24 protein-coding genes are annotated in these 22,288 nt (G+C 70.5%); 10 read left to right on the forward strand and 14 right to left on the reverse strand.

The window, feature by feature from the left end; all coding sequences use genetic code 11:
• Positions 1-391 precede the first annotated feature (391 nt).
• Positions 392-1,282, forward strand: a complete 891-nt coding sequence (locus ACW4TU_RS14335) for an alpha/beta fold hydrolase (protein ID WP_457428191.1) — start codon at positions 392-394, stop codon at positions 1,280-1,282.
• Positions 1,283-1,299: 17 nt separating this feature from the next.
• Here the strand turns inward: ACW4TU_RS14335 and ACW4TU_RS14340 are convergent, their stop codons facing one another.
• The gene (locus tag ACW4TU_RS14340) at positions 1,300-2,199 is read right to left on the reverse strand and encodes an NYN domain-containing protein (protein ID WP_457428193.1); all 900 of its coding nucleotides are present in this window, start codon (positions 2,197-2,199) and stop codon (positions 1,300-1,302) included.
• 211 nt (positions 2,200-2,410) lie between these two features.
• On the opposite strand from ACW4TU_RS14340, the gene ACW4TU_RS14345 reads away from it, so the two are divergent.
• Complete coding sequence (locus ACW4TU_RS14345; protein ID WP_006374340.1) at positions 2,411-2,563, forward strand: hypothetical protein; 153 nt, start codon at positions 2,411-2,413, stop codon at positions 2,561-2,563.
• Positions 2,564-2,655: 92 nt separating this feature from the next.
• Here the strand turns inward: ACW4TU_RS14345 and ACW4TU_RS14350 are convergent, their stop codons facing one another.
• The 3 genes from ACW4TU_RS14350 to ACW4TU_RS14360 all read right to left on the reverse strand — a co-directional run bounded on the left by ACW4TU_RS14350 (position 2,656) and on the right by ACW4TU_RS14360 (position 5,018).
• Positions 2,656-3,261 (reverse strand): MarC family protein, encoded by a 606-nt coding sequence (locus ACW4TU_RS14350; RefSeq protein ID WP_164324508.1) that lies wholly within the window; start codon positions 3,259-3,261, stop codon positions 2,656-2,658.
• Between the two features lie 61 nt (positions 3,262-3,322).
• The gene (locus tag ACW4TU_RS14355; protein WP_457428195.1) at positions 3,323-4,180 is read right to left on the reverse strand and encodes a PHP domain-containing protein; all 858 of its coding nucleotides are present in this window, start codon (positions 4,178-4,180) and stop codon (positions 3,323-3,325) included.
• A 196-nt stretch (positions 4,181-4,376) separates the two neighbouring features.
• Positions 4,377-5,018, reverse strand: coding sequence for a DUF6758 family protein (locus tag ACW4TU_RS14360; protein WP_457428197.1), 642 nt, complete (start codon positions 5,016-5,018; stop codon positions 4,377-4,379).
• Between the two features lie 186 nt (positions 5,019-5,204).
• Here ACW4TU_RS14360 and ACW4TU_RS14365 point away from each other — a divergent pair, with 186 nt between their 5' ends.
• Positions 5,205-6,518, forward strand: a complete 1,314-nt coding sequence (locus ACW4TU_RS14365; protein ID WP_457428199.1) for an MFS transporter — start codon at positions 5,205-5,207, stop codon at positions 6,516-6,518.
• Positions 6,519-6,594: 76 nt separating this feature from the next.
• Here the strand turns inward: ACW4TU_RS14365 and ACW4TU_RS14370 are convergent, their stop codons facing one another.
• Positions 6,595-7,191: a suppressor of fused domain protein gene (locus tag ACW4TU_RS14370; protein ID WP_457428201.1), complete on the reverse strand. Its 597-nt coding sequence runs from the start codon at positions 7,189-7,191 to the stop codon at positions 6,595-6,597.
• Between the two features lie 515 nt (positions 7,192-7,706).
• On the opposite strand from ACW4TU_RS14370, the gene ACW4TU_RS14375 reads away from it, so the two are divergent.
• Together ACW4TU_RS14375 and ACW4TU_RS14380 are read left to right on the forward strand one after the other, a co-directional pair.
• Positions 7,707-8,822: a magnesium and cobalt transport protein CorA gene (locus ACW4TU_RS14375; protein ID WP_457428203.1), complete on the forward strand. Its 1,116-nt coding sequence runs from the start codon at positions 7,707-7,709 to the stop codon at positions 8,820-8,822.
• Between the two features lie 39 nt (positions 8,823-8,861).
• Entirely contained in the window at positions 8,862-9,413 is a 552-nt protein-coding gene (locus ACW4TU_RS14380) for a hypothetical protein (RefSeq protein WP_457428205.1), read from the forward strand.
• 98 nt (positions 9,414-9,511) lie between these two features.
• Here ACW4TU_RS14380 and ACW4TU_RS14385 read toward each other — a convergent pair whose 3' ends face one another.
• On the reverse strand, positions 9,512-10,219 hold the full coding sequence (locus ACW4TU_RS14385) for a hypothetical protein (protein ID WP_457430093.1): 708 nt from the start codon (positions 10,217-10,219) through the stop codon (positions 9,512-9,514).
• Positions 10,220-10,487: 268 nt separating this feature from the next.
• On the opposite strand from ACW4TU_RS14385, the gene ACW4TU_RS14390 reads away from it, so the two are divergent.
• The 3 genes from ACW4TU_RS14390 to ACW4TU_RS14400 are packed head-to-tail and all read left to right on the forward strand — an operon-like array spanning position 10,488 to position 13,603.
• On the forward strand, positions 10,488-11,819 hold the full coding sequence (locus ACW4TU_RS14390) for a magnesium transporter MgtE N-terminal domain-containing protein (protein ID WP_457428207.1): 1,332 nt from the start codon (positions 10,488-10,490) through the stop codon (positions 11,817-11,819).
• On the forward strand, positions 11,809-12,426 hold the full coding sequence (locus ACW4TU_RS14395) for a DUF1003 domain-containing protein (protein ID WP_457428208.1): 618 nt from the start codon (positions 11,809-11,811) through the stop codon (positions 12,424-12,426). Before ACW4TU_RS14390 ends, ACW4TU_RS14395 begins: the two co-directional genes overlap by 11 nt.
• A gap of 43 nt (positions 12,427-12,469) precedes the next feature.
• Positions 12,470-13,603, forward strand: coding sequence for an Mrp/NBP35 family ATP-binding protein (locus ACW4TU_RS14400; protein WP_457428210.1), 1,134 nt, complete (start codon positions 12,470-12,472; stop codon positions 13,601-13,603).
• A 92-nt stretch (positions 13,604-13,695) separates the two neighbouring features.
• Here the strand turns inward: ACW4TU_RS14400 and ACW4TU_RS14405 are convergent, their stop codons facing one another.
• From ACW4TU_RS14405 to sigE, 5 genes are all read right to left on the reverse strand, one after another.
• Positions 13,696-14,355, reverse strand: coding sequence for a hypothetical protein (locus tag ACW4TU_RS14405; protein WP_457428212.1), 660 nt, complete (start codon positions 14,353-14,355; stop codon positions 13,696-13,698).
• Positions 14,356-14,564: 209 nt separating this feature from the next.
• The gene (locus ACW4TU_RS14410) at positions 14,565-15,017 is read right to left on the reverse strand and encodes a sec-independent translocase (protein WP_457428214.1); all 453 of its coding nucleotides are present in this window, start codon (positions 15,015-15,017) and stop codon (positions 14,565-14,567) included.
• Between the two features lie 209 nt (positions 15,018-15,226).
• The gene (locus ACW4TU_RS14415) at positions 15,227-16,855 is read right to left on the reverse strand and encodes a S1C family serine protease (RefSeq protein ID WP_457428215.1); all 1,629 of its coding nucleotides are present in this window, start codon (positions 16,853-16,855) and stop codon (positions 15,227-15,229) included.
• Positions 16,856-16,997: 142 nt separating this feature from the next.
• Positions 16,998-17,993, reverse strand: a complete 996-nt coding sequence (locus tag ACW4TU_RS14420; protein WP_457428216.1) for an anti-sigma factor family protein — start codon at positions 17,991-17,993, stop codon at positions 16,998-17,000.
• Positions 17,990-18,763 (reverse strand): RNA polymerase sigma factor SigE, encoded by a 774-nt coding sequence (gene sigE / locus ACW4TU_RS14425; RefSeq protein ID WP_457430095.1) that lies wholly within the window; start codon positions 18,761-18,763, stop codon positions 17,990-17,992. The genes ACW4TU_RS14420 and sigE overlap by 4 nt, the downstream gene beginning before the upstream one ends.
• Before the next feature lie 219 nt (positions 18,764-18,982).
• Here sigE and ACW4TU_RS14430 point away from each other — a divergent pair, with 219 nt between their 5' ends.
• The gene (locus ACW4TU_RS14430; protein ID WP_457430096.1) at positions 18,983-19,681 is read left to right on the forward strand and encodes an O-methyltransferase; all 699 of its coding nucleotides are present in this window, start codon (positions 18,983-18,985) and stop codon (positions 19,679-19,681) included.
• A gap of 120 nt (positions 19,682-19,801) precedes the next feature.
• Here ACW4TU_RS14430 and ACW4TU_RS14435 read toward each other — a convergent pair whose 3' ends face one another.
• On the reverse strand, positions 19,802-19,969 hold the full coding sequence (locus ACW4TU_RS14435; RefSeq protein WP_003966491.1) for a DUF3117 domain-containing protein: 168 nt from the start codon (positions 19,967-19,969) through the stop codon (positions 19,802-19,804).
• A gap of 381 nt (positions 19,970-20,350) precedes the next feature.
• Here ACW4TU_RS14435 and chcB point away from each other — a divergent pair, with 381 nt between their 5' ends.
• The gene (gene chcB, locus ACW4TU_RS14440; protein WP_457430098.1) at positions 20,351-21,154 is read left to right on the forward strand and encodes a 2-cyclohexenylcarbonyl CoA isomerase; all 804 of its coding nucleotides are present in this window, start codon (positions 20,351-20,353) and stop codon (positions 21,152-21,154) included.
• A 31-nt stretch (positions 21,155-21,185) separates the two neighbouring features.
• Here chcB and ACW4TU_RS14445 read toward each other — a convergent pair whose 3' ends face one another.
• Complete coding sequence (locus ACW4TU_RS14445) at positions 21,186-21,779, reverse strand: DNA-3-methyladenine glycosylase I (protein WP_457428217.1); 594 nt, start codon at positions 21,777-21,779, stop codon at positions 21,186-21,188.
• Entirely contained in the window at positions 21,776-22,126 is a 351-nt protein-coding gene (locus tag ACW4TU_RS14450; protein ID WP_457428218.1) for a DivIVA domain-containing protein, read from the reverse strand. The genes ACW4TU_RS14445 and ACW4TU_RS14450 overlap by 4 nt, the downstream gene beginning before the upstream one ends.
• Between the last annotated feature and the right edge of the window lie 162 nt (positions 22,127-22,288).

A 22,288-nucleotide genomic window follows, 5' to 3' on the forward strand; every position in this document is an offset into this window, starting at 1 on the left:
CCCTGGGCACGGGCACCCCAACACCCGTCACCCGCCACAGCAACGGTCGACGTCGACGACTCCCCCAGCCCGCGACCGCACACCCCGCACCAGATGGCCGGGCCACCGGCATTCCCCCCGGGCCTGTCCAGGGGATCGTGCCTGAAACCCTGGGCACGGGCACCCCAACACCCGTCACCCGCCGCAACAGCGGTTGAGGTTGACCACTCCCCCCAGCTTGCGACCGCACACCCCGCACCCCACGCCAGACGGCCAGCCCCCGGACCGACCGGCGGATCAGGCCGGAGACGTCGGGCGTGGCGGCACGCCCTCACCGGCGGGGACGCCCCCGCACCCTTCTCCCGCCCGAGCCGACGCCCTCCTCCTCAGACGCGCCGGATAACCTCGGCACATGAGCAGGCCTTCGACCTTCGCCCCGCCCCCCGGTGCCCGTGCGTACGCGCTGCGTACCGCGCGTGGTGAGTTCGCCGTCATCGATGCCTCCGTGGCGGCCGGCGTCGAGCCGAAGGGGACCGTTCTGCTGCTGCCCGGGTTCACCGGCAGCAAGGAGGACTTCATCTCGACGCACGAACCACTCGCCGCGCGCGGGTACCGTACCGTCGCCGTCGACGGACGCGGGCAGTTCGAGTCGCCCGGCCCCCGCGACGACGAATCAGCTTACGCACAGGCCGAGTTGGCGCAGGACGTGCTCGCCCAGGCGGCAGCCGTCGGCGCCCCCGTGCACCTCGTCGGGCACTCGCTCGGCGGGCAGATCGCCCGGGCCGCCGTCCTCCTGAACCACTCCCCGTTCCTGTCGCTGACCCTCATCTCCTCGGGCCCCGCCCAGATCTCCGAGGCGCAGCAGCAGCGCGCGAAACTGCTGCGGGACGCGCTCGCCGTGATGAGCATGGCCCGCGTCTGGGAGGCCATCCAGGCCATGGACGACCCCCAGGCCGGCGGCGGCGACCTCGACCCGGTGGACGCCCTGGACACCGGACTCGACGACCGCGAGGATCTGCGCCGCCGCTGGATGGGCACCAGCCCGGCCCAACTCGTCGCCACTGGGCGGCAGTTGTGCTCCGAGCCGGACCGCGTCGCGGAACTCGCCGCCGCACCGCTGCCCTTCCACGTACTGTCCGGCGTGGAGGACGGCACCTGGGCCATCCCGCTCCTCGACGACATGGCCGTACGACTGCACGCGCACCGGACCCTCATCGCGGGAGCCGAGCACTCCCCCAACACGGACCGCCCGCTGGAGACCGCCCGCGCCCTGGCCGACTTCTGGGACACCCTCGCGTACTGACTCGCGCACCGATCTGTTCAGTACTGTGTCTGCAGGTGCTCCCAGAAGCCGTCCCGCAGCGCCCGCCGCAGCTCGGCCTGGCCGCGCAGCGAGTACTGGAGCAGCCCCTCCGCCTCCACCAGCAGGTCCTGGTCGACGGACCCGGGCAGATACGGATGCCCGGGCAGCAGCTCGACCAGCGCCTCGCGCCCCCGCGCGGCCAGCCACTTCGCCGCGACCTGCGCGCCCACGAACCGCACGGCCTCGCGCGTGGGGCGCGTCCCCGACGACGACTCGTAGGACGTGGCCGTGCGCCGGGCGACGTACGGCTTGAAGAAGTCGAGGTCGAACGTGCGCTGGCTGTCGACCTCCCAGAGCAGGGGCTCGGCCTGGTTGCGGCCCTCGGGCGCCTCGATGCCCCACAGATGGACGCGTGCCCCGTACCCCTGCGCGGCCTCGACCGCCGACACCAGGTCCTCGTCGCCGCCGATGAGCGCGGCGTCACTGATCGCGCGATGCCGGGCAAGCGACTCCAGGTCGGTACGGATCAGGGAGTCGACGCCCTTCTGCTGGTTGTTGGCGTTGAGATTGCCCAGGCGAACCTTCACATCGGGGAGTTCCGCGATCGACTGCTGCTCGATGGTGTGGATGCGGCGCCGGGCACCGTCGTACCAGTAGACCCGTAGCAGCCGGCTGTCCGCGAAGATGGTGCGCGCCTTGTCGATGAGCGCTTCGATGAGACCTTCCGCGTCCAGCTCGTAGGAGCGGCGGTCTTCGGTTCCGGCGACGAGCCGTCCCGCCGCCGCGTACAGATATCCCGCGTCGACGAAGATCGCATGTGTCGAGGGTGTCTTCGCCACCTCGGTGAGCATGCGGTGGAGCAGTTCGTTCGTGCGGTCGAGGCGGGCGCTCAGCTCCGCGTGGTCGTCGTTGTTCATATACCTCCATTGTCTCGGCGGTCACGCTTCGAACACAACCGGTCCCGGTCAGTCTCCTGCGCCCCCTTCCGCACGTCGACGTTTACCGGGCGGTAGTTAGACGTTCGAAAAATTTCCTTAGCGTAGGGAATGTTCGTAACACGCGGGTAGTTGACTGGTACGTAACCAAGTAGTTCTCCTCAGGAGGATGACCAGACGAAGGGAGAAGCCGATGCGCTTCGAAATCATGCGTCTTGACGACGTCGACGGGACCCCCGTGGACAGTACGGTCGTGGACGCCGCCTCCGTCAACCGGATCGTGCAGCAAGCAGCCTCGATAGGGCAGCGTCTCTGGATCCGCCCGGCCGACACCTCGGCCTCATAACGCGCGGACGACGCTCGCCCACGACGAGCAGACTTCGGAACCCCCGTACGGCATCGACGCCGTACGGGGGTTCTGCTTATGGGCCACGGCCGTCAGCTCTGCTGGATCACCTGGGTGACGCCGTTGATGATCTGCTGCACGGCGATGGCGGACAGCATCATCCCCGCGAGCCGGGTCACCAGGACCACGCCGCCGTCCTTGATGACGCGGATGATCAGCAGCGAGTACCGCATGACCACCCACAGCACGACGTGGACGGCCAGGATCGCCGCCCACACCGACACCTGCATGGCCACGCCGTCCGCCTTCTGCACGGCCAGGATGACCGACACGATCGCACCGGGCCCGGCGAGCAGGGGCATGCCGAGCGGTACGAGGGCGACGTTCACGTCCTTGGTCTGCTTGGGCTCGTCCGTCTTGCCGGTGAGCAGGTCGAGGGCGATCAGCAGGAGCAGCAGCCCGCCGGCGATCATCAGGGCGGGCACGGAGACGTGCAGATAGTCCAGGATCTGGTGTCCGAGCAGCCCGAACACGGTGATCACGCCACCGGCCACACAGACAGCCTGGAACGCCATCCGCTTCTGGACGCGAGCGGGGCGACCGGCGGTGAGCGCGAGGAAGATCGGGGTGATCCCGGGGGGATCCATGATCACGAAGAGGGTGAGAAAGAGCGAACCGAACACGGCGACGTCGAACATGGGTGAGCGAGCCTTGCGTAGATACGGAGGAGGGTGAGCGGGGAGGGGCCTGCGTGCGGCCTCAGACTCCGCCGGTCCCCGGCACCGGGAACGCCCCGGTGGCCCGGCGCGTGATCTCGCCGTACACCTCGGGATCCGTCGTGTACTCCCCGAGCACACAGGTCTTGCGGCTGCCGTGGTAGTCGGAGGAGCCGGTGCCCAGCAGCCCCAGCTCCGCCGCGAGGCCGCGCAGACGCGCCCGGGTCGCCGGTTCGTGGTCCATGTGGTCGACCTCGATGCCGTCGAGGCCGGCGGCGGCCAGCTCCGCGATCGCGGACTCGGGAACCGTCCTCCCCCGCTTGCTCGCGGCCGGGTGCGCGAACACGGCCACCCCGCCGGCCCCCTTGATCAGCCGCAGCGCCTCGAAGGGGTCGGTCTCGTGCTTCGGTACGTAGGCGCGGGCGCCGTCGGCCAGCCAGTCGCCGGTGAAGGCGTCGTTCACGGTCGGTACGACGCCCAGCTCGACCAGCGCGGTGGCGACATGGGGCCGGCCCACGGATCCGTCACCGGCGATCCGCGCGACCTGCTCCCAGGTGATCGGCACCCCCAGCCCCTGGAGCTTGACCACCATCGCCTGGGCCCGCGGCACCCGGTCGTCCCGCACCAGCTCGCGCTCGGCGAACAGCTCAGGCTCCTCGGGGTCGAACAGGTAGGCCAACATGTGCATGCTGATCCCGTCGAGCCGGCAGGACAGCTCGGCCCCGGTGACCAGCGTGAGCCCGGCGGGCAACGCGGCGATCGCCTCGGCGTACCCACGGGTCGTGTCGTGATCGGTCAGCGCGACGACGTCGAGCCCGGCCGCAGCGGCGTTGCGCACCAGCTCGGCGGGTGTGTCCGTGCCGTCGGAGGCGGTGGAGTGGCAGTGCAGATCGATGCGCACGGTACGGACTCCAGGCGACGACGGGGACGAACGAGACGCGCCCAGCATAACGGGCCTCCAGGTACGCCCGTCACACCCGAACCTTCTAAACGCCCCTTACCGCCGCGCCCCCAAAAGGGGCGTAGTGACCTGCACCACCAGCCCTCCACCGACCCGCACACGACAACGCACCACGCACCCGCAACCCGGCAGAGCGCTACGGCTGGAGCAACCGGGGCGACAACGCCCCGCACGGCACCAACTCCAGCTCGGCCCCCGCATCCCGCAGATCCGTGAGCACCAGCTCGTCGTACATCAGCAACCCGGACTGCTCGGGCCACACCACCGCCCACAACCACAGCCCGAGCGCCTCACCCGCGAACACCGCACGGTCGTCGGGCCCACCCGCGACATGCCACAACGGAGTGGGCCGCCCCGCCGCCAGCACCTTCGCCTCGGCGGGCTTCTCGACGTTCATATAGGGCCCCGGGTCGGGCCCGTCGATGCCCGCGTACCGCGCACCGAGGCCGACGCCGAGTTCCTCGGCGACCAGGATCAGCTCACCCATGCCCCCGAGCGGACCGGGCCCCGTACAGGCGACCGCCGTCGCACGGCCGCCGCTACGGTCGTCGCCCGCGCAGCCCACGCCCGTGAACAGCCAGCCGACAGGCAGCGGCCACGGCATCCACACCGGTACCTGCGTGCGGTGCACCACGACATCGAGGGCCTCGACGCTGGGCGGGATCACGGGCTGCAGCGGATGCACCGTCCCGTGCAGATCACACTGCCAGGAGTCGGCAAAGAGTCCGGGAGCCCTGACCCGGCCACCACACTTCGGGCAACTGGGTTCGCCCCTCATAAAGCCCCACGGTCCTCCCCGTCCTCCCTCCCGTCAAGGACGATCACCCGTCCGGAGTGACAGGTTTCCACCCTTTCCACCAGCCGAATTAGATGTAGCTTGCATTAATTAGCCGAGCTAACTTACTATGTTCATACACCAACGACCTCTCCGCGGGTCGGGCCCGCGAGTCGTGAAGGAGCAGGCATGCACAGCAGCGCAACGACCACAGCGGCGGGAAGCACGGGAGGCCCCGCCGAAGCGGATCCCTTCGACGCGGGAGCCGGCGGACTCCTGCGGCAGCCGAAGGCCGTCTGGGCGACCGCCGGCGCGTCCGTCGTCGCCTTCATGGGCATCGGACTCGTCGACCCGATCCTCCCGTCCATCGCCAAGGGCCTGGACGCCACGGCCGGCCAGGTCTCCCTGCTCTTCACGTCGTACTTCCTGATCACCGCCGTGGCGATGCTGGTGACCGGCTTCGTCTCCAGCCGCATCGGCGGCAAGAAGACCCTGCTGCTCGGCCTCGCGTTCGTCGTGGTCTTCGCGGGCCTGGCCGGCACCTCGGGCTCGGTCGCCGAACTGGTCGGCTTCCGGGCCGGCTGGGGCCTCGGCAACGCGCTCTTCGTCTCGACGGCCCTCGCGGTCATCGTCGGGGCGGCGGCCGGCGGCAGCGCGGCGGCGATCCTGCTGTACGAGTCCGCCCTGGGCCTGGGCATGGCGTGCGGTCCCCTGCTGGGCGCGCTGCTCGGCAACGCCAGCTGGCGCTACCCCTTCTTCGGCACCGCGTTCCTGATGGCCGTCGGTTTCCTCTGCATCACGGTGTTCCTGAAGGACCAGCCGAAGCCGGCCCGGAAGACCTCGCTGCTCGACCCGATCAAGGCGCTCGGCCATGGTGGCCTGGCCTCCGCCGCGGTCTCGTCCTTCTTCTACAACTACACGTTCTTCACCGTGCTGGCCTTCACCCCGTTCGTGCTCGACATGACGCCCTACAAGTCCGGGGCCGTGTTCTTCGCATGGGGTCTGCTGCTGGCCGTCTCCTCGGTGCTGGTGGCACCGCGCCTTCAGCGGCGGTTCGGCTCGCTGACCGTGCTCGGCGGCTCGCTGGTGCTGCTCGCGGTCGACGTCCTGGTCCTCGGCTACGGCAGCCACACCACCGCCGTCGTCTGCACGATCCTGTCCGGCGCGTTCATCGGCGTGAACAACACGGTCTACACCGAGCTGGCACTGGGCGTCTCGGACGCGCCGCGCCCGGTGGCGAGCGCCGGCTACAACTTCGTGCGCTGGTTCGCGGCAGCCGCGGCCCCGTACTTCGCGCCGAAGATCGAGGAGTGGAGCGACATCCACATGCCGTTCGTGGTCGCGGCGGTCACGGCTGTGCTCGGCGCGGTGGTGGTGGTCGTACGGCGGAAGTCCCTCACCCTCCCCCACTCTCGGCTTCGCTCGAGCGGGGGGACCCCCATGGCCGAGGAGCTGGAGACCCGGCACGCGACCGAGGACAGCGTCGCTGTCTTCGCGAGCTAGAGACCGGGGACTGTCCAACTGGCGCTCGACAGGCGCCCGTTGGTGACATCGGTCACTCCGGTGTCGGGTACGGGGGTCAGTCCAGCGGGACGGATCTGCGGGCGGGGTCCCGTAGGTCCGTCCCGTTCGTGAGCCAGCGTTCCTGGAGGGCCTGGGCGCCGTGGACGCGCTTCCAGGCGGCCTCGTTCGCGGTCATCGGGAGCAGGGGCAGGAAGCGCACCGGGTCCAGGGGCTCGTCGAGCTCCAGGTCCTCGACCAGGCCACCCGGCTCCGCGACCAGGACCGAGGTGAAGGGCGCACCGGGCCACAGCGGCTCACCGACGTCGAGCGAGGCACCGGGGGCCACGATCACACCCTCGACCTGCGGGGACGCGGCGAGGACCGCGAGCGGGCGCAGTACCTTGTCGGTGTCGGCGAGGCTGGCCCGGACCGAGATGACCAGCTCGGCGCGCGGGCCCTTCACCGGGTCGGCGAGCACCGCGGTCGGGTCCGCCATCGGCAGCGCGGACATGCCGAGGGTGGCGTAGCGGACGATCTCCCCGTCCTGGTCCCGGCCGGGGAAGCGCAGCACCTCGACGCGGTCCGTGCCGAGGAAGGTGACCGCGGCGCGCGCGTCCGGTTCGCCCAGCGTCGTACGCAGCCGGGCCTCGACCAGAGGAAGAACATCAGACATGCGCCGAGCATAGAACTCGTCAGTTGCGGGCAAACGCGCACCTTGACAGTTCGGTCGGCTGTTACTCTAGGCCGGGTTCGGGGCAGCGCGCAGAGAGCGTCAGAAGCGTAGCGATCGAGTCCCCGCACCGCTGAAGTTCCCCCTAGGGGGCTCCCCTTGAAGGGGAATGGATCGTCCCTCACGAGGGACCGGCCGGAGGAGGTGGGGCTGCAATGGATCGAAGTCATCCGTGCAGTAGCACCCGCTCTTCCGCCCGCTGATGTAGTCGCTTCCGGCTTCTCCGGCTGGCTGTCACCTCTCGCATTCGCGTCATCGCGGAAGAGCACTTGGTTTCGTTTTGCCTGATCCATGTGATCTGCGTCAGTTCTGAATCAGTAGCGAAGCTCACCACCGCGACGGTGCGGTGCTCCCCGCTTTGTGGACGTGCCAAACATCCTCAGTCAGGACGTCCCCATTCCGGGTAGTTCCAACCGTTGTCGGCGGTCTTTCGTTGCCTGTAGCGAAGGAACCTGCCAATGTCGATGATCAACAACCTGCGTGCCGCCGTCCGCCCGTCCCGTCCCTCCCTGCGCAAGGACGGCAGCAGCTACGACACCACCCGCGACCCCTCGACGCCCTCCGCCGTCGTCGACTGCGCCGTCTACCGTGACGGCGCCCGGGTCGAGACGCCGAAGGCCCTGACCCCGCACGAGGCGATGCGCAAGGTGCGCCGCGACGGCGGCTTCGTGTGGATCGGGCTGCACGAGCCGACGGAGGGTGAGTTCTCCGGTATCGCCAGCGAGTTCGGGCTCCACCCGCTCGCCGTGGAGGACGCCATCCAGGCCCACCAGCGGCCCAAGCTGGAGCGGTACGACGACACGCTCTTCACCGTCTTCAAGACCATCCACTACGTCGACCACACCGAACTCACCGCGAACAGCGAGGTCGTGGAGACCGGCGAGGTGATGTGCTTCACCGGGCGGGACTTCTTCATCACCGTCCGGCACGGCGGCCAGGGCTCCCTGCGGGCGCTGCGCCACCGCCTCCAGGACGACCCCGAGCTGCTCGCCAAGGGCCCCTCCGCCGTGCTGCACGCCATCGCCGACCACGTCGTCGACGGCTATGTCGCGGTCGCGGACGCCATGCAGGACGACATCGACGAGGTCGAGACGGAGGTGTTCTCGCCGGGCCGCAAGGGCACCCCGCGCGGTACGGACGCCGGCCGGATCTACCAGCTCAAGCGCGAGGTCCTGGAGTTCAAGCGGGCCGTGTCGCCGCTCCTGCGGCCCATGCAGCTGCTGAGCGAGCGCCCGATGCGGCTGATCGACCCCGACATCCAGAAGTACTTCCGCGACGTCGCCGACCACCTCGCCCGGGTCCAGGAGCAGGTGATCGGCTTCGACGAGCTGCTCAACTCGATCCTCCAGGCCAACCTCGCCCAGGCGTCCGTCGCGCAGAACGAGGACATGCGGAAGATCACGTCCTGGGCGGCGATCATCGCCGTACCGACGATGGTGTGCGGCGTCTACGGCATGAACTTCGACTACATGCCGGAGCTGCACTGGAAGTTCGGCTACCCCGTGGTCATGACGGCCATGGTGGGCATGTGCGTGGGCATCCACCGCACACTGAAGCGCAACGGCTGGCTCTGACGGCGCCGGGCGGCGGACGGCATCGCTACCCTTCTGCCCATGACTGACACGCTGCTCGACCGGGCCCTCGTCGAGGAGGCCACCAAGAAGTCCGGGCTCATCTGGGTCAAGGGCAACGGCGTGCCCGCGCAGCACGTGGCGGGCCATGGCGTCCCGGCCCGGGCGATGTGGCACGTCTGGCACGAGGGAGCGGCCGTCCTGGTCGGCGACGGGCCCGGTGAGCAGCCGTTGCCCGGCCTGACCGAGGGGGCCGACGCGGAGGTCACCGTCCGCAGCAAGGACAAGGGCGGGCGGCTCGTCACCTGGCCGGCGACGGTCGTGGAGCTGGCCCCGCACTCCCCGGAGTGGGAGGCCGCGGTCGCCGAGCTGAAGGGGAAGCGGTTGAACGCGCCGGACGGTGAGGCGATGCCGGAACGGTGGGCACGTGAATGCCGGGTTGTGCGGTTGGTGCCGCGCGCGGGGGGCTCGCGCCCTCTGCCGGAGGGGTCGTTGGCCGCGCCGCCGTTGCCTACGTCAGCGACTACCAGGGAGCCGATCCCGGCGGGGTTGCCTCGGCTGCTGTTCAGAAAGCGGAAGCACTCCACGGGGTAGGTAGTTGGTTTGCTGCGGGCCGGTGGGGGCTGGTCGCGCCCCGCGGCGGAGCCGCAGATCCGGCACAGCCCCGCGCCCCTGAGAGGGGCTCCGCCCCCTCAGGAGGTCGGTAGTTGCTGGCCGTAGTCGACCGTCTCGTTCTTCGCCGGCTCCTTCAGGGGGAAGTCCTTGCCCCAGTCGCTCAGCAGCAGCGTGCCCGCGCCGCCCGCGCGGACCAGACGCAGGGGGTACGGGGCTCCCTCCAGGGACACGTCCAGGGTGCCGCCGGCACCCTTGTCGCCGGTGATGCGGATCGTGCGGACGCCCGACTGCTTGTGGTGGCCGTCCCTGGCGAGGCTGCCGTGCAGGGTGAGCAGGCCGTCGAGGAGCACGTCCTTGTCGGTGAAGCCGCTGAACTTCTTGTACGAGGGGTCACCCGTCGGCACCTTCACGAAGAGGCCCCCGAGCTTCGCTGCGGCTGCCGTGTCCGACTCGCCGCCCTTGCCCTTGCCGCCGTCCTCGTGGCTCCAGAACCCGGCGTCGGCCTTCAGGAACAGGTGCTCCCCGACCCGCAGCAGCCGGAACGTCGACCCCTTCGCGGTGACCGAACCGGTGCCGCCGTCGTCCTTGAGGCTCATGTCGAGGGTGTACGTGGTCCCGCTGGTCACCACGGTCCCGGAGAGACGTACGGCGTCGGCGGACCCGGCCGCCGTACGGGTCTTCGTCTGGATGGTGTCGGCGGGCAGCTTGCCGACCCCGTTGGTGCCCTCGTCCGGGTCGGCGCCGCATCCCGTCAGCCCTGTCCCCGTCACGAGCAGTGCGCACATCGCGCTCACCAGTCCGGCGCTGCGGGTACGGCCACGGGGAATCGCAGACACAGGTGGGGCTGCCTCTCGTACGAGTGTGTCCTGAGGGGTGTGGACGGCAGCGTACCGGTGCCGTCGGCCCCCGGTGGAGCCAGTCCGTCCGGACCCCCCACCAAGGCGCGGCCGAACCGGACGGGCTAGCCTGAAGCGCACCCGAGCAGGCAATTCGGAACCCCCGGAAGCAATCCGACGCGCTTCTCGCAGCGCACACCGAACCAGGAGGCGTGGCATGGCGGCAGGCTCATCCCGTGTCTTCGTCTCGCACCTCGCCGGTATGGCCGTCTTCGACCCGAACGGCGACCAGGTGGGCCGCGTGCGCGACCTCATCGCGATGCTGCGTGTCGGCAACCGTCCGCCCCGGCTGCTCGGCCTCGTCGTCGAACTCACCACCCGGCGCCGCGTCTTCATGCCCATGACCCGCGTCACCGGCATCGAGTCCGGCCAGGTCATCACGACGGGCGTGCTGAACGTCCGGCGCTTCGAGCAGCGCCCCACCGAGCGGCTCGTCCTCGGCGAACTCCTCGACCGGCGCGTCACCCTCGGCGAGACCGGCGAGGAGGTCACCGTCCTGGATGTGGCGGTACGACAGCTGCCGGCCCGCCGCGACTGGGAGATCGAGCGGGTCTTCGTACGGAAGAAGGGCCGCGGCGGTGCCTTCCGGCGCAACACCGGCGAGACGCTGACCGTCGACTGGTCCGCCGTCACCGGCTTCTCCCTGGAGGAGGACGGACAGGGCGCCGAGAGCCTTCTCGCCACCTTCGAACAGCTGCGCCCCGCCGACCTCGCGAACGTCCTGCACCATCTCTCCCCCAAGCGGCGCGCGGAGGTCGCCGCCGCCCTGGACGACGACCGGCTGGCCGACGTGCTCGAGGAGTTGCCGGAGGACGACCAGATCGAGATCCTCGGCAAGCTCAAGGAGGAGCGCGCCGCCGACGTCCTGGAGGCGATGGACCCGGACGACGCCGCCGACCTGCTCGGTGAGCTGCCCGAGGACGACAAGGAGCGGCTGCTGAGCCTGATGCAGCCCTCCGACGCGGCCGACATGCGCCGGCTGATGGCGTACCGGGAGGACACGGCCGGCGGTCTGATGACGACCGAGCCGATCGTGCTGCGCCCCGACGCGACCGTCGCCGACGCGCTGGCCCGGGTCCGCAACCCCGACCTCTCCCCCGCGCTCGCCGCCCAGGTGTACGTGTGCCGGCCGCCGGACGAGACGCCGACGGGCAAGTACCTGGGCGCCGTCCACTTCCAGCGGCTGCTGCGCGACCCGCCGTACACGCTGGTCGGCTCGCTCGTCGACGACGACCTGCAGCCGCTCCGCCCGGACGCCGAACTGCCGGTCGTCGCCGGTTTCTTCGCGACGTACGACATGGTGGCGGCGCCCGTGGTCGACGAGAGCGGGTCGCTGCTCGGCGCGGTGACCGTGGACGACGTGCTCGACCACATGCTGCCCGAGGACTGGCGGGAGACGGAGTTCCACCTCGCCGAGAACGCAACCGACGGCGACGGCGACATCGATGACGAGAGCGAGTCCGAGAGAGCGGGTGACCATGACTCCTGAGCGTGAGCCCGGCACCCGCGAGCGCGCGGCCGGTGGCTCCACGGCGGCCTCCCGTCCCCGGGTGCGCCTCGATCAGCCGCGCGCTCCCAGGCGTCGGCTGCTGCCCGAGTACGACCCGGAGGCGTTCGGACGGCTGTCCGAACGGATCGCGCGGTTCCTCGGCACCGGGCGGTTCATCGTCTGGATGACGGTCGTCATCGTCGTGTGGGTGGTGTGGAACGTGAGCGCGCCGCAGGACCTGCGCTTCGACCACTACCCGTTCATCTTCCTGACGTTCATGCTGTCGCTCCAGGCCTCCTACGCGGCCCCGCTGATCCTGCTCGCGCAGAACCGGCAGGACGACCGCGACAAGGTCAACCTCGAACAGGACCGCAAACAGAACGAGCGGTCGATCGCCGACACCGAGTACCTGACCCGCGAGGTCGCCTCGCTGCGCGCCGGACTCGGCGAGGTCGCGACCCGGGACTGGATCCGCTCCGAGCTCCAGGACCTGGTCAAGGAGCTGGAGGAGCGGCGCGCGGAGCGGTACGAGGACGGGCACCACTCCGACAAACCTGCCAGATTCCCGGCAGAACGGCCGCGGGTGCGTGACGCAGAAGACCGGTGACGGGCTTTCCGGTGGTCGTGTGCGGCCCCGTACCATCGGGGTCATGGCTACGGAAGACGCGGTGCGTGAAGCACTGGCGACGGTGAACGACCCCGAGATCCAGCGACCCATCACCGAACTGGGGATGGTGAAGTCGGTGGAGATCGGCGCGGACGGGGTGGTCGCGGTCGCCGTGTACCTGACGGTCTCCGGCTGCCCGATGCGCGACACGATCACGAAGAACGTGACGGAGGCGGTCTCGCGGGTCGAGGGCGTCACCCGCGTCGACGTGGAGCTGGACGTCATGAGCGACAACCAGCGCAAGGAGCTGGCGTCCGCCCTGCGCGGCGGCCAGGCCGACCGCGAGGTCCCCTTCGCCAAACCGGGCTCCCTCACGCGCGTGTACGCGGTCGCGTCCGGCAAGGGCGGTGTCGGCAAGTCGTCGGTGACCGTCAACCTGGCGGCGGCGATGGCGGCCGACGGCCTCAAGGTGGGCGTGGTCGACGCCGACATCTACGGCCACAGCGTGCCGCGCATGCTGGGCGTCGAGGGCCGTCCGACCCAGGTCGAGAACATGATCATGCCGCCGTCCGCGCACGGTGTGAAGGTCATCTCCATCGGCATGTTCACCCCGGGCAACGCCCCGGTCGTCTGGCGCGGCCCGATGCTCCACAGGGCCCTCCAGCAGTTCCTGGCGGACGTCTTCTGGGGCGACCTGGACGTCCTCCTGCTGGACCTCCCGCCGGGCACGGGCGACATCGCGATCTCGGTGGCCCAGCTGGTCCCGAACGCGGAGATCCTGGTCGTGACGACGCCTCAGCAGGCGGCGGCGGAAGTGGCCGAGCGGGCGGGCGCCATCGCCGTGCAGACCCACCAGAAGATCGTCGGCGTGGTCGAGAACATGGCCGGCCTGCCCTGCCCGCACTGCGGGGAGATGGTCGACGTCTTCGGCACGGGCGGCGGCCAGAGCGTCGCGGACGGCCTCACGAGGACGACCGGCGCGACGGTGGCGGTCCTCGGCTCCATCCCGATCGACGTCCGCCTGCGCGAGGGCGGCGACGACGGCAGGCCGGTCGTCCTGACGGACCCGGACTCCCCGGCGGGTTCGGCACTGCGCGCGATCGCGGGCAAACTGGGCGGCAGGCAGCGCGGCCTCTCGGGCATGTCGCTGGGAATCACCCCGAGGAACAAGTTCTGATCCTCCCCGGGTCCTGATCTCTTCCGTGCACTCCGTGCACGTGGCTGGGGGCGCCCTCTTCCGAGAGGGCGCCCCCAGCCACGTACCGCCGACTACGCGTACACGCCAATATCCTTGATCACGGCGAAGCCCAGCCCGTACGCGCTCATCCCGCGCCCGTAGGCGCCCACGTGGACGCCCTCCTGGGTCGACCCGGCGAGGACCCACCCGAACTCGGACTCCCGGTAGTGGAAGGGCGTAGGCACCCCGTCGACCGGGAGGGAGAGGGTGGACCATTCGTCGCCGCCGAGATCGTCCGCGAGGACCCACGCCGTCTCCGTCTGCTGGTCGAGCCAGTCGTCGCGGAGGGTGTGGTCCATCTGGCCGGGCCAGGTGAAGGACAGCAGCCCCACCCCGGCCAGCCAGGCCGCCGACGAGACCGAGGTGGCCTCCAGCAGCCCCGTGCCGTCCGCACTGCGCCGTACGGGGTTGGCGGCCACGGTGACGACCACCGCGAACCGCTCCTTGTCCTCCCCCATGGCCTCGTGCCGTACGGAGGGTTCGTCGCCGTGCCCGATCGAACCGTGCTCGACGGCGCCGTCGGCCGCCGTACCCACCTGCATCAGCCAGCGCGCTCCCGTGAAGGCCTCGTCGAGGCCGTACCAGGGGAAGGGCGCCAGCAGATAGCCGTCGACCGTGCGCCGGGCGGAGGGGACCTGTTGTCCGCCCTCCGCGGCCGGCGCCTGCGCGCCCACCCGACTTGTCGTCTCCATGTACCCGGACGCCTCCTCGTTCTCGTCGGCCCGGAGCGGCCCGCCCCCCTTCGGGCGTACTCGTCCAGTCCCACAACAACTCGGCAGCATAGCCACACCGCTCCGAGCAGCAGGGAAAGCGCCCGGCGCGTAGGCCGCCCGGACGTCCGGATCGGGCCGTCCGGGGCCCGGTCGGAGTATGAATCACGTCACGCGCGGGCCTATGACGGTCAGGTGGCGTCCGCGTCGAAGGGCGGGCGCTCGTCCGGCTCGGGCTTCTTCGTCATGTCGACGGTGCCACCGGCGGAACCCGACGTGCCGGACGAGGAGGAAGACGACGACGAGGACGACGTGTCCGACTCGCGGCCGTGAACCGCGTCCGTGACCTCGGCCATCTCCTTCTTCAGGTCGAAGCCGTTGCGGATCTCCTTGAGCCCCAGTTCGTCGCTGTCCAGGTGCTTGCGGATGAACGTCTTGGGGTTCAGGTCCTCGAACTCGAAGTCCTTGAACTCGGGACCCAGCTCCGAGCGGATGTCTTCCTTCGCGCCCTCCGAGAACTCCCGGATCTTGCGGATGGTGCGCGTGACGTCCTGGATCATCTTCGGAAGCTTCTCCGGACCGAAGACGAGCACGGCGAGGAGCACGAGCGTCACCAGTTCGAGCGGTCCTACGTCATTGAACACCTGAAGCTCCTTGCGATGTCCTCGGTCCTCGGCCCTCGGTGGTCCGTGCGGTCTTCGCGGTCTTCCGTGGTCCGGGCCGGATCCACGGTACCCGGCGATCCCGTCCCACCGGTACCGTCCGGGGGACCAAGAGTGGGTGTACGCGACCGGTTTTCCGCGATGTTTGCCTAGTGGAAGCCCGTAGGGGCCCGCCACCTGTGACGTTTCTGTCAGTTGCCGCCGGAGGAGCCGAGCACGAGGGAGATCGTCCGCTGCCCGCCGCCGCGCAGCAGGGACAGTTCCAGTCGGTCGCCGGGGCGGTGGGCGCGGATCCTGACGATCAGTTCCTCGCCGGAGTGGACGCGCCGTCCGTCGACCCCGGTGATGATGTCGCCGGCCCGCAGGCCCGCCCGGTCACCGGGGCCGTCCTTGGTCACCGGGGGCCCGCCGTCGTTGCCCCGCGTGCCCACCCGGGCGCCGTCGCCGGTGTAGTCCATGTCGAGGACGACGCCGATGACGGGGTGGGTCGCCCTGCCGGTGTTGATCAGTTCCTCGGCGACGCGCTTGCCCTGGTTGATGGGGATGGCGAACCCGAGCCCGATCGAACCGGCCTGCGTGCCGTCCAGCCCCGGGCCGCCGTCGGCGGAGCGGATCGCGGAGTTGATCCCGACGACCCTGGCCCCGGCGTCGAGCAGCGGCCCGCCGGAGTTGCCCGGGTTGATGGACGCGTCGGTCTGGAGCGCGTCGACGTACGACACGTCGCTCCCGTCCCCGCTCTCGCCTCCGGCGGTGATGGGTCGTTCCTTTGCGCTGATGATGCCGGAGGTGACGGTGTTGGCGAGGTCGAAGGGGGCCCCGATGGCGACGACGGGATCGCCGACCGCCACGTTGTCGGAGTTCCCGAGGACTATGGGCCGGAGCCCGTCGACCCCGCTCACCCTGACGACGGCGAGGTCGTATCCGCTGTCCCGTCCGACGACCTCGGCCTCGGCACTCTCGCCGCCGCTGAACGTCACCGTCACCCTGCCGTCGGCACCGGCGGCCTCGACGACGTGGTTGTTGGTGAGGATGTGTCCCCGGCCGTCGAGCACGAACCCGGTTCCGGTGCCCTCCGCGCCGCCGCCGCGCACATGGAGCGTCACCACGCTGGGCAGCGCCCGCGCGGCGATCCCGGCCACACTGTCCGGGGCCCGCCCGACGGACTCGTCCCTCCCGGCCTGCGACAGCTGAACGCGGTCGCCGTCCCCGTCATGGCGTTCCAGATAGGACCCGGCGGCTCCACCGATGCCGCCGGAGAGCAGCGCGAGCAGTACGGCCCCGACGATCAGCCCGCGCCTGCGCGGGCCCGGTCGGCCGTCGACGGGGACGGCTCCGTTCTGCTGGAGGGGGGAGGGGGCTACGGGGGCCCAGGGGTCGTAGCGGTGCCAGGGGTCGTCGGTGGGCGTCAGGGGCTCCGGTACGGCCGTGCCGTGCGCGGAGGTCACCGCGGGGTGCTGGACCGGCGGAGCGGGCGCCCAGGGGCCGGGATGGCCGTACGGCGGGGTGCTGTGGGGATCGGGGTCGTGCGGGGGTTCGGGATCCGCCTCGACGGCGGGCACGGGCTCGGGAACCGCTACGGGTAGCGCCAGCTCGAAGTCCCCGCCGTCGCCGGGGTCCCCTGCGACACCGCCCTCTGCCCGGCCGGGCACCACCCGGGGCTGCTCCAACTCGAAGTCGCCCCCGGCGTCAGTTCCGGCCGAGCCCGCCCCGGACGCTCCCTCACCGGGAACCGGGGCGGAGGCCGGAGCCTCCTGGCCGGGCGCCGATTCCCCGCTCGGCCGGCTCCACCAGTTGGCCTTCGCGGGTTTCCCCTCGTCCATGATCTCCCCACACCTGGCCCGACCGACGGCTCGTCGGCGGTGACCGAGGGCCGCTGTCGCCGCGAACCACCGCTCCGCCGACCGCTGTTGTGCGGACCGCCGATGCGCGGTCCGCACCTCGGATTCAACCAGGTTCGTGGGGTCAGCGGACGGTGTCCGACGTGGACGGGGACGGTGTGGGAGACGCGTCGGACGCCGGTGCCGTGAGCAGGCCCCGGACCGCCGTCTCGGGCGCCGTCGACCAGGAGGTCAGGGCGACCTCCGGGGCGGCCAACGGGCGTATGAGCGGGGACAGCACCGCCGCGGCGGCCACGACCGGCGTGGTCAGCTGATGCATGGCCTCCCGCTCCCGGCCCGCGGAGGACGGAGCCGGGATGCCGGGCAGCAGTGGCGCGGACGTCTCCGTCGGCGCCACCGGCGACCGCCCGAACGTGCCCTGTCCCAGCCCCTGCGAGAACAGCGGACCGACCGACCGGCGCCGCTGGCTGTCCGGAGCCGTCGAGGTCCCACCGCCCTGCGGGCGCATCGGCGTCACATTGCTGCCCCCGGAGGTGCCCCGGGCGTCCGTCGTGTCACCGGGAACACCCGTCGACACCCCGCCCAGCGCGATCGCGGCCAGCGACACCGCACCGGCGGCGACGAACGCGAACCGCAGGCTGCGCGAGGACGACCGGTCGGCATAGTGACGTCCGACGTCGTGGATACGGAATCCCCGGCCGGGAGCGGACGGGAGTACGGAGGTGTGCGGCCGGGCGGGAACGTATCCGAACCCCTCCCCCTTCACCCCGAAGACTCCTGAGCCGATTCCCGGGCTTCCGGGGAATCCGGAGAGCCCGTCGGTAAATCCTCCCCCGCCCAGCGGGGAGCCGCCGGAGTCGGCATCACCTCCTCCGGGCAGGCCCTGGAGGCGGGCCAGAAAGCTCTCGGAGGGAGGTGGCGGGGCCACCTCCGCGAAGACGTTCTTCAGACGGCGCTGTGCGTCGGCCTCGGCCCTGCACTTCGCGCAGGTGGCCAGGTGCGCCAGGACGCGCTCACGCGTCTCATGACCGAGTTCTCCGTCCACGAGGGCGGAGAGCCGGTCTCCCAGATGCTGCTCGGCGAGACGACGCTCGGCAGAGTACGGCCGTGATGCACTCACGCGGTCGCGCCCCCTCCTCCCAGCGCGGCCACCCGTGGCACCGCGAAACGGCGCTCGGCACGGGCCTCCGGAGAGCGGTGCGCGAGGGCCTTGCGGAGCTGGGAGCGGCCTCGGTGGATACGGGAGCGGACGGTGCCGAGCTTCACGCCGAGAGTCGCGGCGATCTCCTCGTACGACAGTCCCTCGATGTCGCACAGGACGACGGCGGCGCGGAACTCCGGCGCCAGCGTGTCCAGCGCCTGCTGCACGTCCGCGTCGAAGTGCGCGTCGTTGAAGACCTGTTGCGGGGACGGCTCGCGGCTGGGCAGGCGCTCGGCCGCGTCGTCGCCGAGGGCGTCGAAGCGGATGCGCTGCTTGCGGCGGACCATGTCCAGGAAGAGGTTGGTGGTGATGCGGTGCAGCCAGCCCTCGAAGGTGCCGGGCGTGTACGTCGACAGCGAGCGGAAGACGCGGACGAAGACCTCCTGTGTGAGGTCCTCGGCGTCGTGCTGGTTGCCCGTCAGGCGGTATGCCAGGCGGTAGACGCGGCCGCTGTGCGTGCTGACGATCTCCTCCCACGAGGGCGGAGTCCACGCCTGCCCGTCCGCGTCGGTGGAGAAGGTCGCGGTCTGGGTCCGGTCAGCGGCGTGGCTGGGGTCAGCAGCAGTGTTGTTCACGGATCTCGGCCTACCCGCTGATCCGAGAAGGCGCCGGAGCGCTCCTCCCCGATCCACAGGCGCAGCCGCACCTCCCCTGTCGGCTCTGGTGGTGTCCAGTGGAGCCCCTACCATAGCCACGTCGCCCGTTAGCTCCGGATAAGCGGTTTTCTGAGAAATTGATGTGCGCTGTTCCGGCTCCCACGGCCGCTCCAGCACCTGTACCGAGTTCTCCACGCCCACCGTGCGCGCTGTCTGCTCTGTGTAGCGCATCATCCGCTGATCCACTGATCCCCCATGTAGTCCGCCCTGCCTGCACCACCTCGTCCCGCACCCCTCTAAACGACTGGTCCCATCTGCGGGTTCCCGGGCGCAGCGGATACAGTCACGCCCAGGCAACCGCGGGGACAGGAGAGGGTCATTACCGGCAACCGGCAGACGAGCTGGGCGTTCGCCGACGCCTTTGTCGCCGAGGACGAAGCACTGCGCTGGGCCCGTGACCGGGCACGCGAGGCAGGGCTGCGCTCAGTGGCGCCCAGCACGGGCGCCGCGCTACGGCTGCTGGCCGCCTCGGTGGACGCGAAGTCGGTTGCGGAGATCGGGACCGGGACGGGCGTCTCGGGGATGTATCTCCTGCACGGCATGCGCCCGGACGGGGTCCTGACGACGGTCGACCCCGAGCCGGACCACCAGCAGTTCGCCCGCCAGGCCTTCCGGGCGTCCGGCTTCGCCAGCAACCGCGCCCGTTTCATCCCCGGCCGCGCCCTGGACGTGCTGCCCCGCCTCGCGGACGCGGGCTACGACCTCGTCTTCTGCGACGGCGACCGGCTGGAGTGCCTGGACTACCTAGCTGAATCGTTGCGTCTGCTCCGTACGGGTGGCGTGGTGGTTTTCGAGGGCGTCTTCGCCAACGGCAGGACCGTCGATTCGGGCCCCCAGCCCACCGAGGTCATACGGCTGCGGGAGCTGCTGCGCGCGGTGCGCGAGAGCCAGGAACTGGTGCCGTCCCTGCTGCCCGTGGGCGACGGCCTGCTGTGCGCGGTCAAGCGCTGAGCCCTGCGGCCCGCGGCGTACAGGCGGCAGATCCGACGGCACAACGGAAGCAAAACAGTGCCCCGGCACCGTATGTTCACGGTGCCGGGGCAGCTGAAAGGGTATGGACGCGTCCGCGCGTCAGCCGACGACCTTCTTGAGGGCATCGCCCAGCGCGTCGGCCTCGTCAGGGGTCAGCTCGACGACGAGTCGACCGCCGCCTTCGAGCGGAACGCGCATGACAATGCCCCGCCCCTCCTTTGTCACCTCGAGCGGGCCATCGCCCGTCCGCGGCTTCATGGCCGCCATGCTCGTTCCCCTTCCTGAAACCAGCTCATCGTCGCCGACGGCCCCTTAGGAGGGCACGCGCTTCCCCTCATGAGAGGCACGTCACCGGCATCGAACACATTGCTTCCCAGCCATTATCCCGCATCTCAGGACCCTATGACCAACATCAGTCGGCATCGCTTGGGCAACGCGCGCGATCAAAACCACTCAATTCGGCGATGTGACTGCGATACTTCGCCGCCGCGCGCACTCTCGGCCGACCACGGCCGAACCGGAATTCTTTGACGCAGGTCACATGACCGGCCCCCTCCTCCGGGCGTGATCTCCGCCATGCTGTCATGGGACGACTACGTACCGATCAGTACGCAGGACGACGCAGCCGCGACACCGGAGGGGACCCCCATGGCGGACACCGTGCTCTACGAGGTGCACGACGGGCTGGCGACGATCACGCTGAACCGCCCGGAGGCGATGAACGCGCTGAGCATCGCGACCAAGGTCGCGCTCCGCGACGCGGTCCAGGAGGCGGCCACCGACGACGCCGTACGGGCCGTACTGCTGACCGCCGCCGGTGACCGGGCGTTCTGCGTGGGCCAGGACCTCAAGGAGCACATCGGGCTCCTGGCCGCCGACCGCGAGGCCGGCACGGGCCACACCATGACGACGGTCCGCGACCACTACAACCCCATCGTGCGGGCGCTGACGGGCATGCCCAAGCCGGTGGTGGCGGGCGTGAACGGCGTCGCCGCCGGGGCCGGCTTCGGCTTCGCGCTCGCCGCGGACTACCGGGTCGTCGCGGACACGGCGGCGTTCAACACCTCGTTCGCCGGTGTGGCGCTGACCGCCGACTCGGGCGTCTCCTGGACGCTCCCGCGCGTGGTGGGTCCCGGCCGCGCCGCCGACCTCCTCCTGTTCCCGCGCAGCATCAAGGCGCAGGAGGCGTACGAGCTGGGCATCGCCAACCGGGTCGTCCCTTCGGCGGAGCTGCGGGCCGAGGCCGAGAAGACGGCACGGGCCCTGGCGGACGGCCCCACGGTGGCGTACGCGGCCCTCAAGGAGGCCGTGGCCTACGGGTTCACCCACTCCCTGGCCCAGACCCTGGAGAAGGAGGACGAACTCCAGGCACGCGCGGGCGCGTCGGAGGACCACGCGATCGCGGTACAGGCGTTCGTCAACAAGGAGAAGCCGAAGTACCTGGGCCGTTAGTCCGGGGCGGGAGCGCCGTCGGAAGCGTCCCTCACGGGGCGCTTCTCGCCACGCACGTCTCCAAGTGGTCGTCCACCAGTCCGCACGCCTGCATCAGCGCGTACGCGGTCGTGGGGCCCACGAAACGCAGCCCGCGCCTCTTCAGGGCCTTGGACAGGGCGGTCGACGCATCGGTGACCGCGGGTACGTCGGCCAGGGTCCGCGGGACCGGCCGGGAGGCCGCGTCCGGGGCGTGGGACCAGATCAGCTCGTCCAGTTCTCCCGGGGCCCACTCGGCCAGCACGCGCGCGTTGGCGATCGTCGCGTCGACCTTCGCGCGGTTGCGGATGATGCCGGCGTCGGCGAGAAGCCGTTCGCGGTCGGCGTCCGTGAACACCGCGACGGACGAGATCTTGAAGTCGGCGAAGGCGGTACGGAAGCCCGCCCGGCGGCGCAGGATGGTGATCCAGGAGAGGCCGGACTGGAAGGCTTCCAGAGAGAGTCGCTCGAAGAGCGCGTCGTCGCCGTGGACCGGGCGCCCCCACTCCTCGTCGTGGTACGCCACGTAGTCCTCCGTGGACAGCGCCCAGGGGCAGCGCAGCGCGCCGTCGGGGCCGGCCAGGGCCACGCCGACGTCGTCGCTCACTGCTCGTGCCCCTCGACCGGCTTGTCCATGCTGACCCGCGGCGCGGCCTGGGCGCCGGCCAGCGCGGACTCCAGGTCGGTGATACGGGCGTCCCGCTCGGCGAGTTCGGCGCCGAGGCGGGTGAGCGCGTCGTCGACGTCCGACATGCGGTAGCCGCGGGCCGCGACCGGGAACCGGAGGGACTCGACGTCGTCGCGGCCCACCGGGCGGTCGGGCGGCAGCAGGTCCTGGAGCCGCTCGGGCGCGACCTCCGGCAGAACGGCGCTCTCGCCGCCGCCCACCACGGCCAGCGTCACCGCGGTGACCACGACGGCGAGCGCGACGACCAGGAACAAGAACATCAACATCGCTGGGTCCCCACGGGATTCGGACGGATCGGGTTGATCAGGTTGATCTGGTTGATCGGGTTGATCTGGTTGATCGGGAAGTGCCTGTGCCGATTGCGGCAGGGTCCGATCGTGCCATGCGAGTCTGGCAGTTATGGTCGCAGGCGGCCGAATACAGGGCTG

It is taken from the genome of Streptomyces kryoterrae (assembly GCF_054072135.1).

What these genes read in the sequence shown, in the direction of transcription:
- ACW4TU_RS14335 (WP_457428191.1), top strand. Translation starts at nt 392, where the DNA reads ATGAGCAGGCCTTCGACCTTCGCCCCGCCCCCCGGTGCCCGTGCGTAC.
- ACW4TU_RS14340 (WP_457428193.1), bottom strand. Translation starts at nt 2,199, where the DNA reads ATGAACAACGACGACCACGCGGAGCTGAGCGCCCGCCTCGACCGCACG.
- ACW4TU_RS14345 (WP_006374340.1), top strand. Translation starts at nt 2,411, where the DNA reads ATGCGCTTCGAAATCATGCGTCTTGACGACGTCGACGGGACCCCCGTG.
- ACW4TU_RS14350 (WP_164324508.1), bottom strand. Translation starts at nt 3,261, where the DNA reads ATGTTCGACGTCGCCGTGTTCGGTTCGCTCTTTCTCACCCTCTTCGTG.
- ACW4TU_RS14360 (WP_457428197.1), bottom strand. Translation starts at nt 5,018, where the DNA reads ATGAGGGGCGAACCCAGTTGCCCGAAGTGTGGTGGCCGGGTCAGGGCT.
- ACW4TU_RS14365 (WP_457428199.1), top strand. Translation starts at nt 5,205, where the DNA reads ATGCACAGCAGCGCAACGACCACAGCGGCGGGAAGCACGGGAGGCCCC.
- ACW4TU_RS14370 (WP_457428201.1), bottom strand. Translation starts at nt 7,191, where the DNA reads ATGTCTGATGTTCTTCCTCTGGTCGAGGCCCGGCTGCGTACGACGCTG.
- ACW4TU_RS14375 (WP_457428203.1), top strand. Translation starts at nt 7,707, where the DNA reads ATGTCGATGATCAACAACCTGCGTGCCGCCGTCCGCCCGTCCCGTCCC.
- ACW4TU_RS14380 (WP_457428205.1), top strand. Translation starts at nt 8,862, where the DNA reads ATGACTGACACGCTGCTCGACCGGGCCCTCGTCGAGGAGGCCACCAAG.
- ACW4TU_RS14385 (WP_457430093.1), bottom strand. Translation starts at nt 10,219, where the DNA reads ATGTGCGCACTGCTCGTGACGGGGACAGGGCTGACGGGATGCGGCGCC.
- ACW4TU_RS14390 (WP_457428207.1), top strand. Translation starts at nt 10,488, where the DNA reads ATGGCGGCAGGCTCATCCCGTGTCTTCGTCTCGCACCTCGCCGGTATG.
- ACW4TU_RS14395 (WP_457428208.1), top strand. Translation starts at nt 11,809, where the DNA reads ATGACTCCTGAGCGTGAGCCCGGCACCCGCGAGCGCGCGGCCGGTGGC.
- ACW4TU_RS14400 (WP_457428210.1), top strand. Translation starts at nt 12,470, where the DNA reads ATGGCTACGGAAGACGCGGTGCGTGAAGCACTGGCGACGGTGAACGAC.
- ACW4TU_RS14405 (WP_457428212.1), bottom strand. Translation starts at nt 14,355, where the DNA reads ATGGAGACGACAAGTCGGGTGGGCGCGCAGGCGCCGGCCGCGGAGGGC.
- ACW4TU_RS14415 (WP_457428215.1), bottom strand. Translation starts at nt 16,855, where the DNA reads ATGGACGAGGGGAAACCCGCGAAGGCCAACTGGTGGAGCCGGCCGAGC.
- sigE (WP_457430095.1), bottom strand. Translation starts at nt 18,763, where the DNA reads ATGGTAGGGGCTCCACTGGACACCACCAGAGCCGACAGGGGAGGTGCG.
- ACW4TU_RS14435 (WP_003966491.1), bottom strand. Translation starts at nt 19,969, where the DNA reads ATGGCGGCCATGAAGCCGCGGACGGGCGATGGCCCGCTCGAGGTGACA.
- chcB (WP_457430098.1), top strand. Translation starts at nt 20,351, where the DNA reads ATGGCGGACACCGTGCTCTACGAGGTGCACGACGGGCTGGCGACGATC.
- ACW4TU_RS14450 (WP_457428218.1), bottom strand. Translation starts at nt 22,126, where the DNA reads ATGTTGATGTTCTTGTTCCTGGTCGTCGCGCTCGCCGTCGTGGTCACC.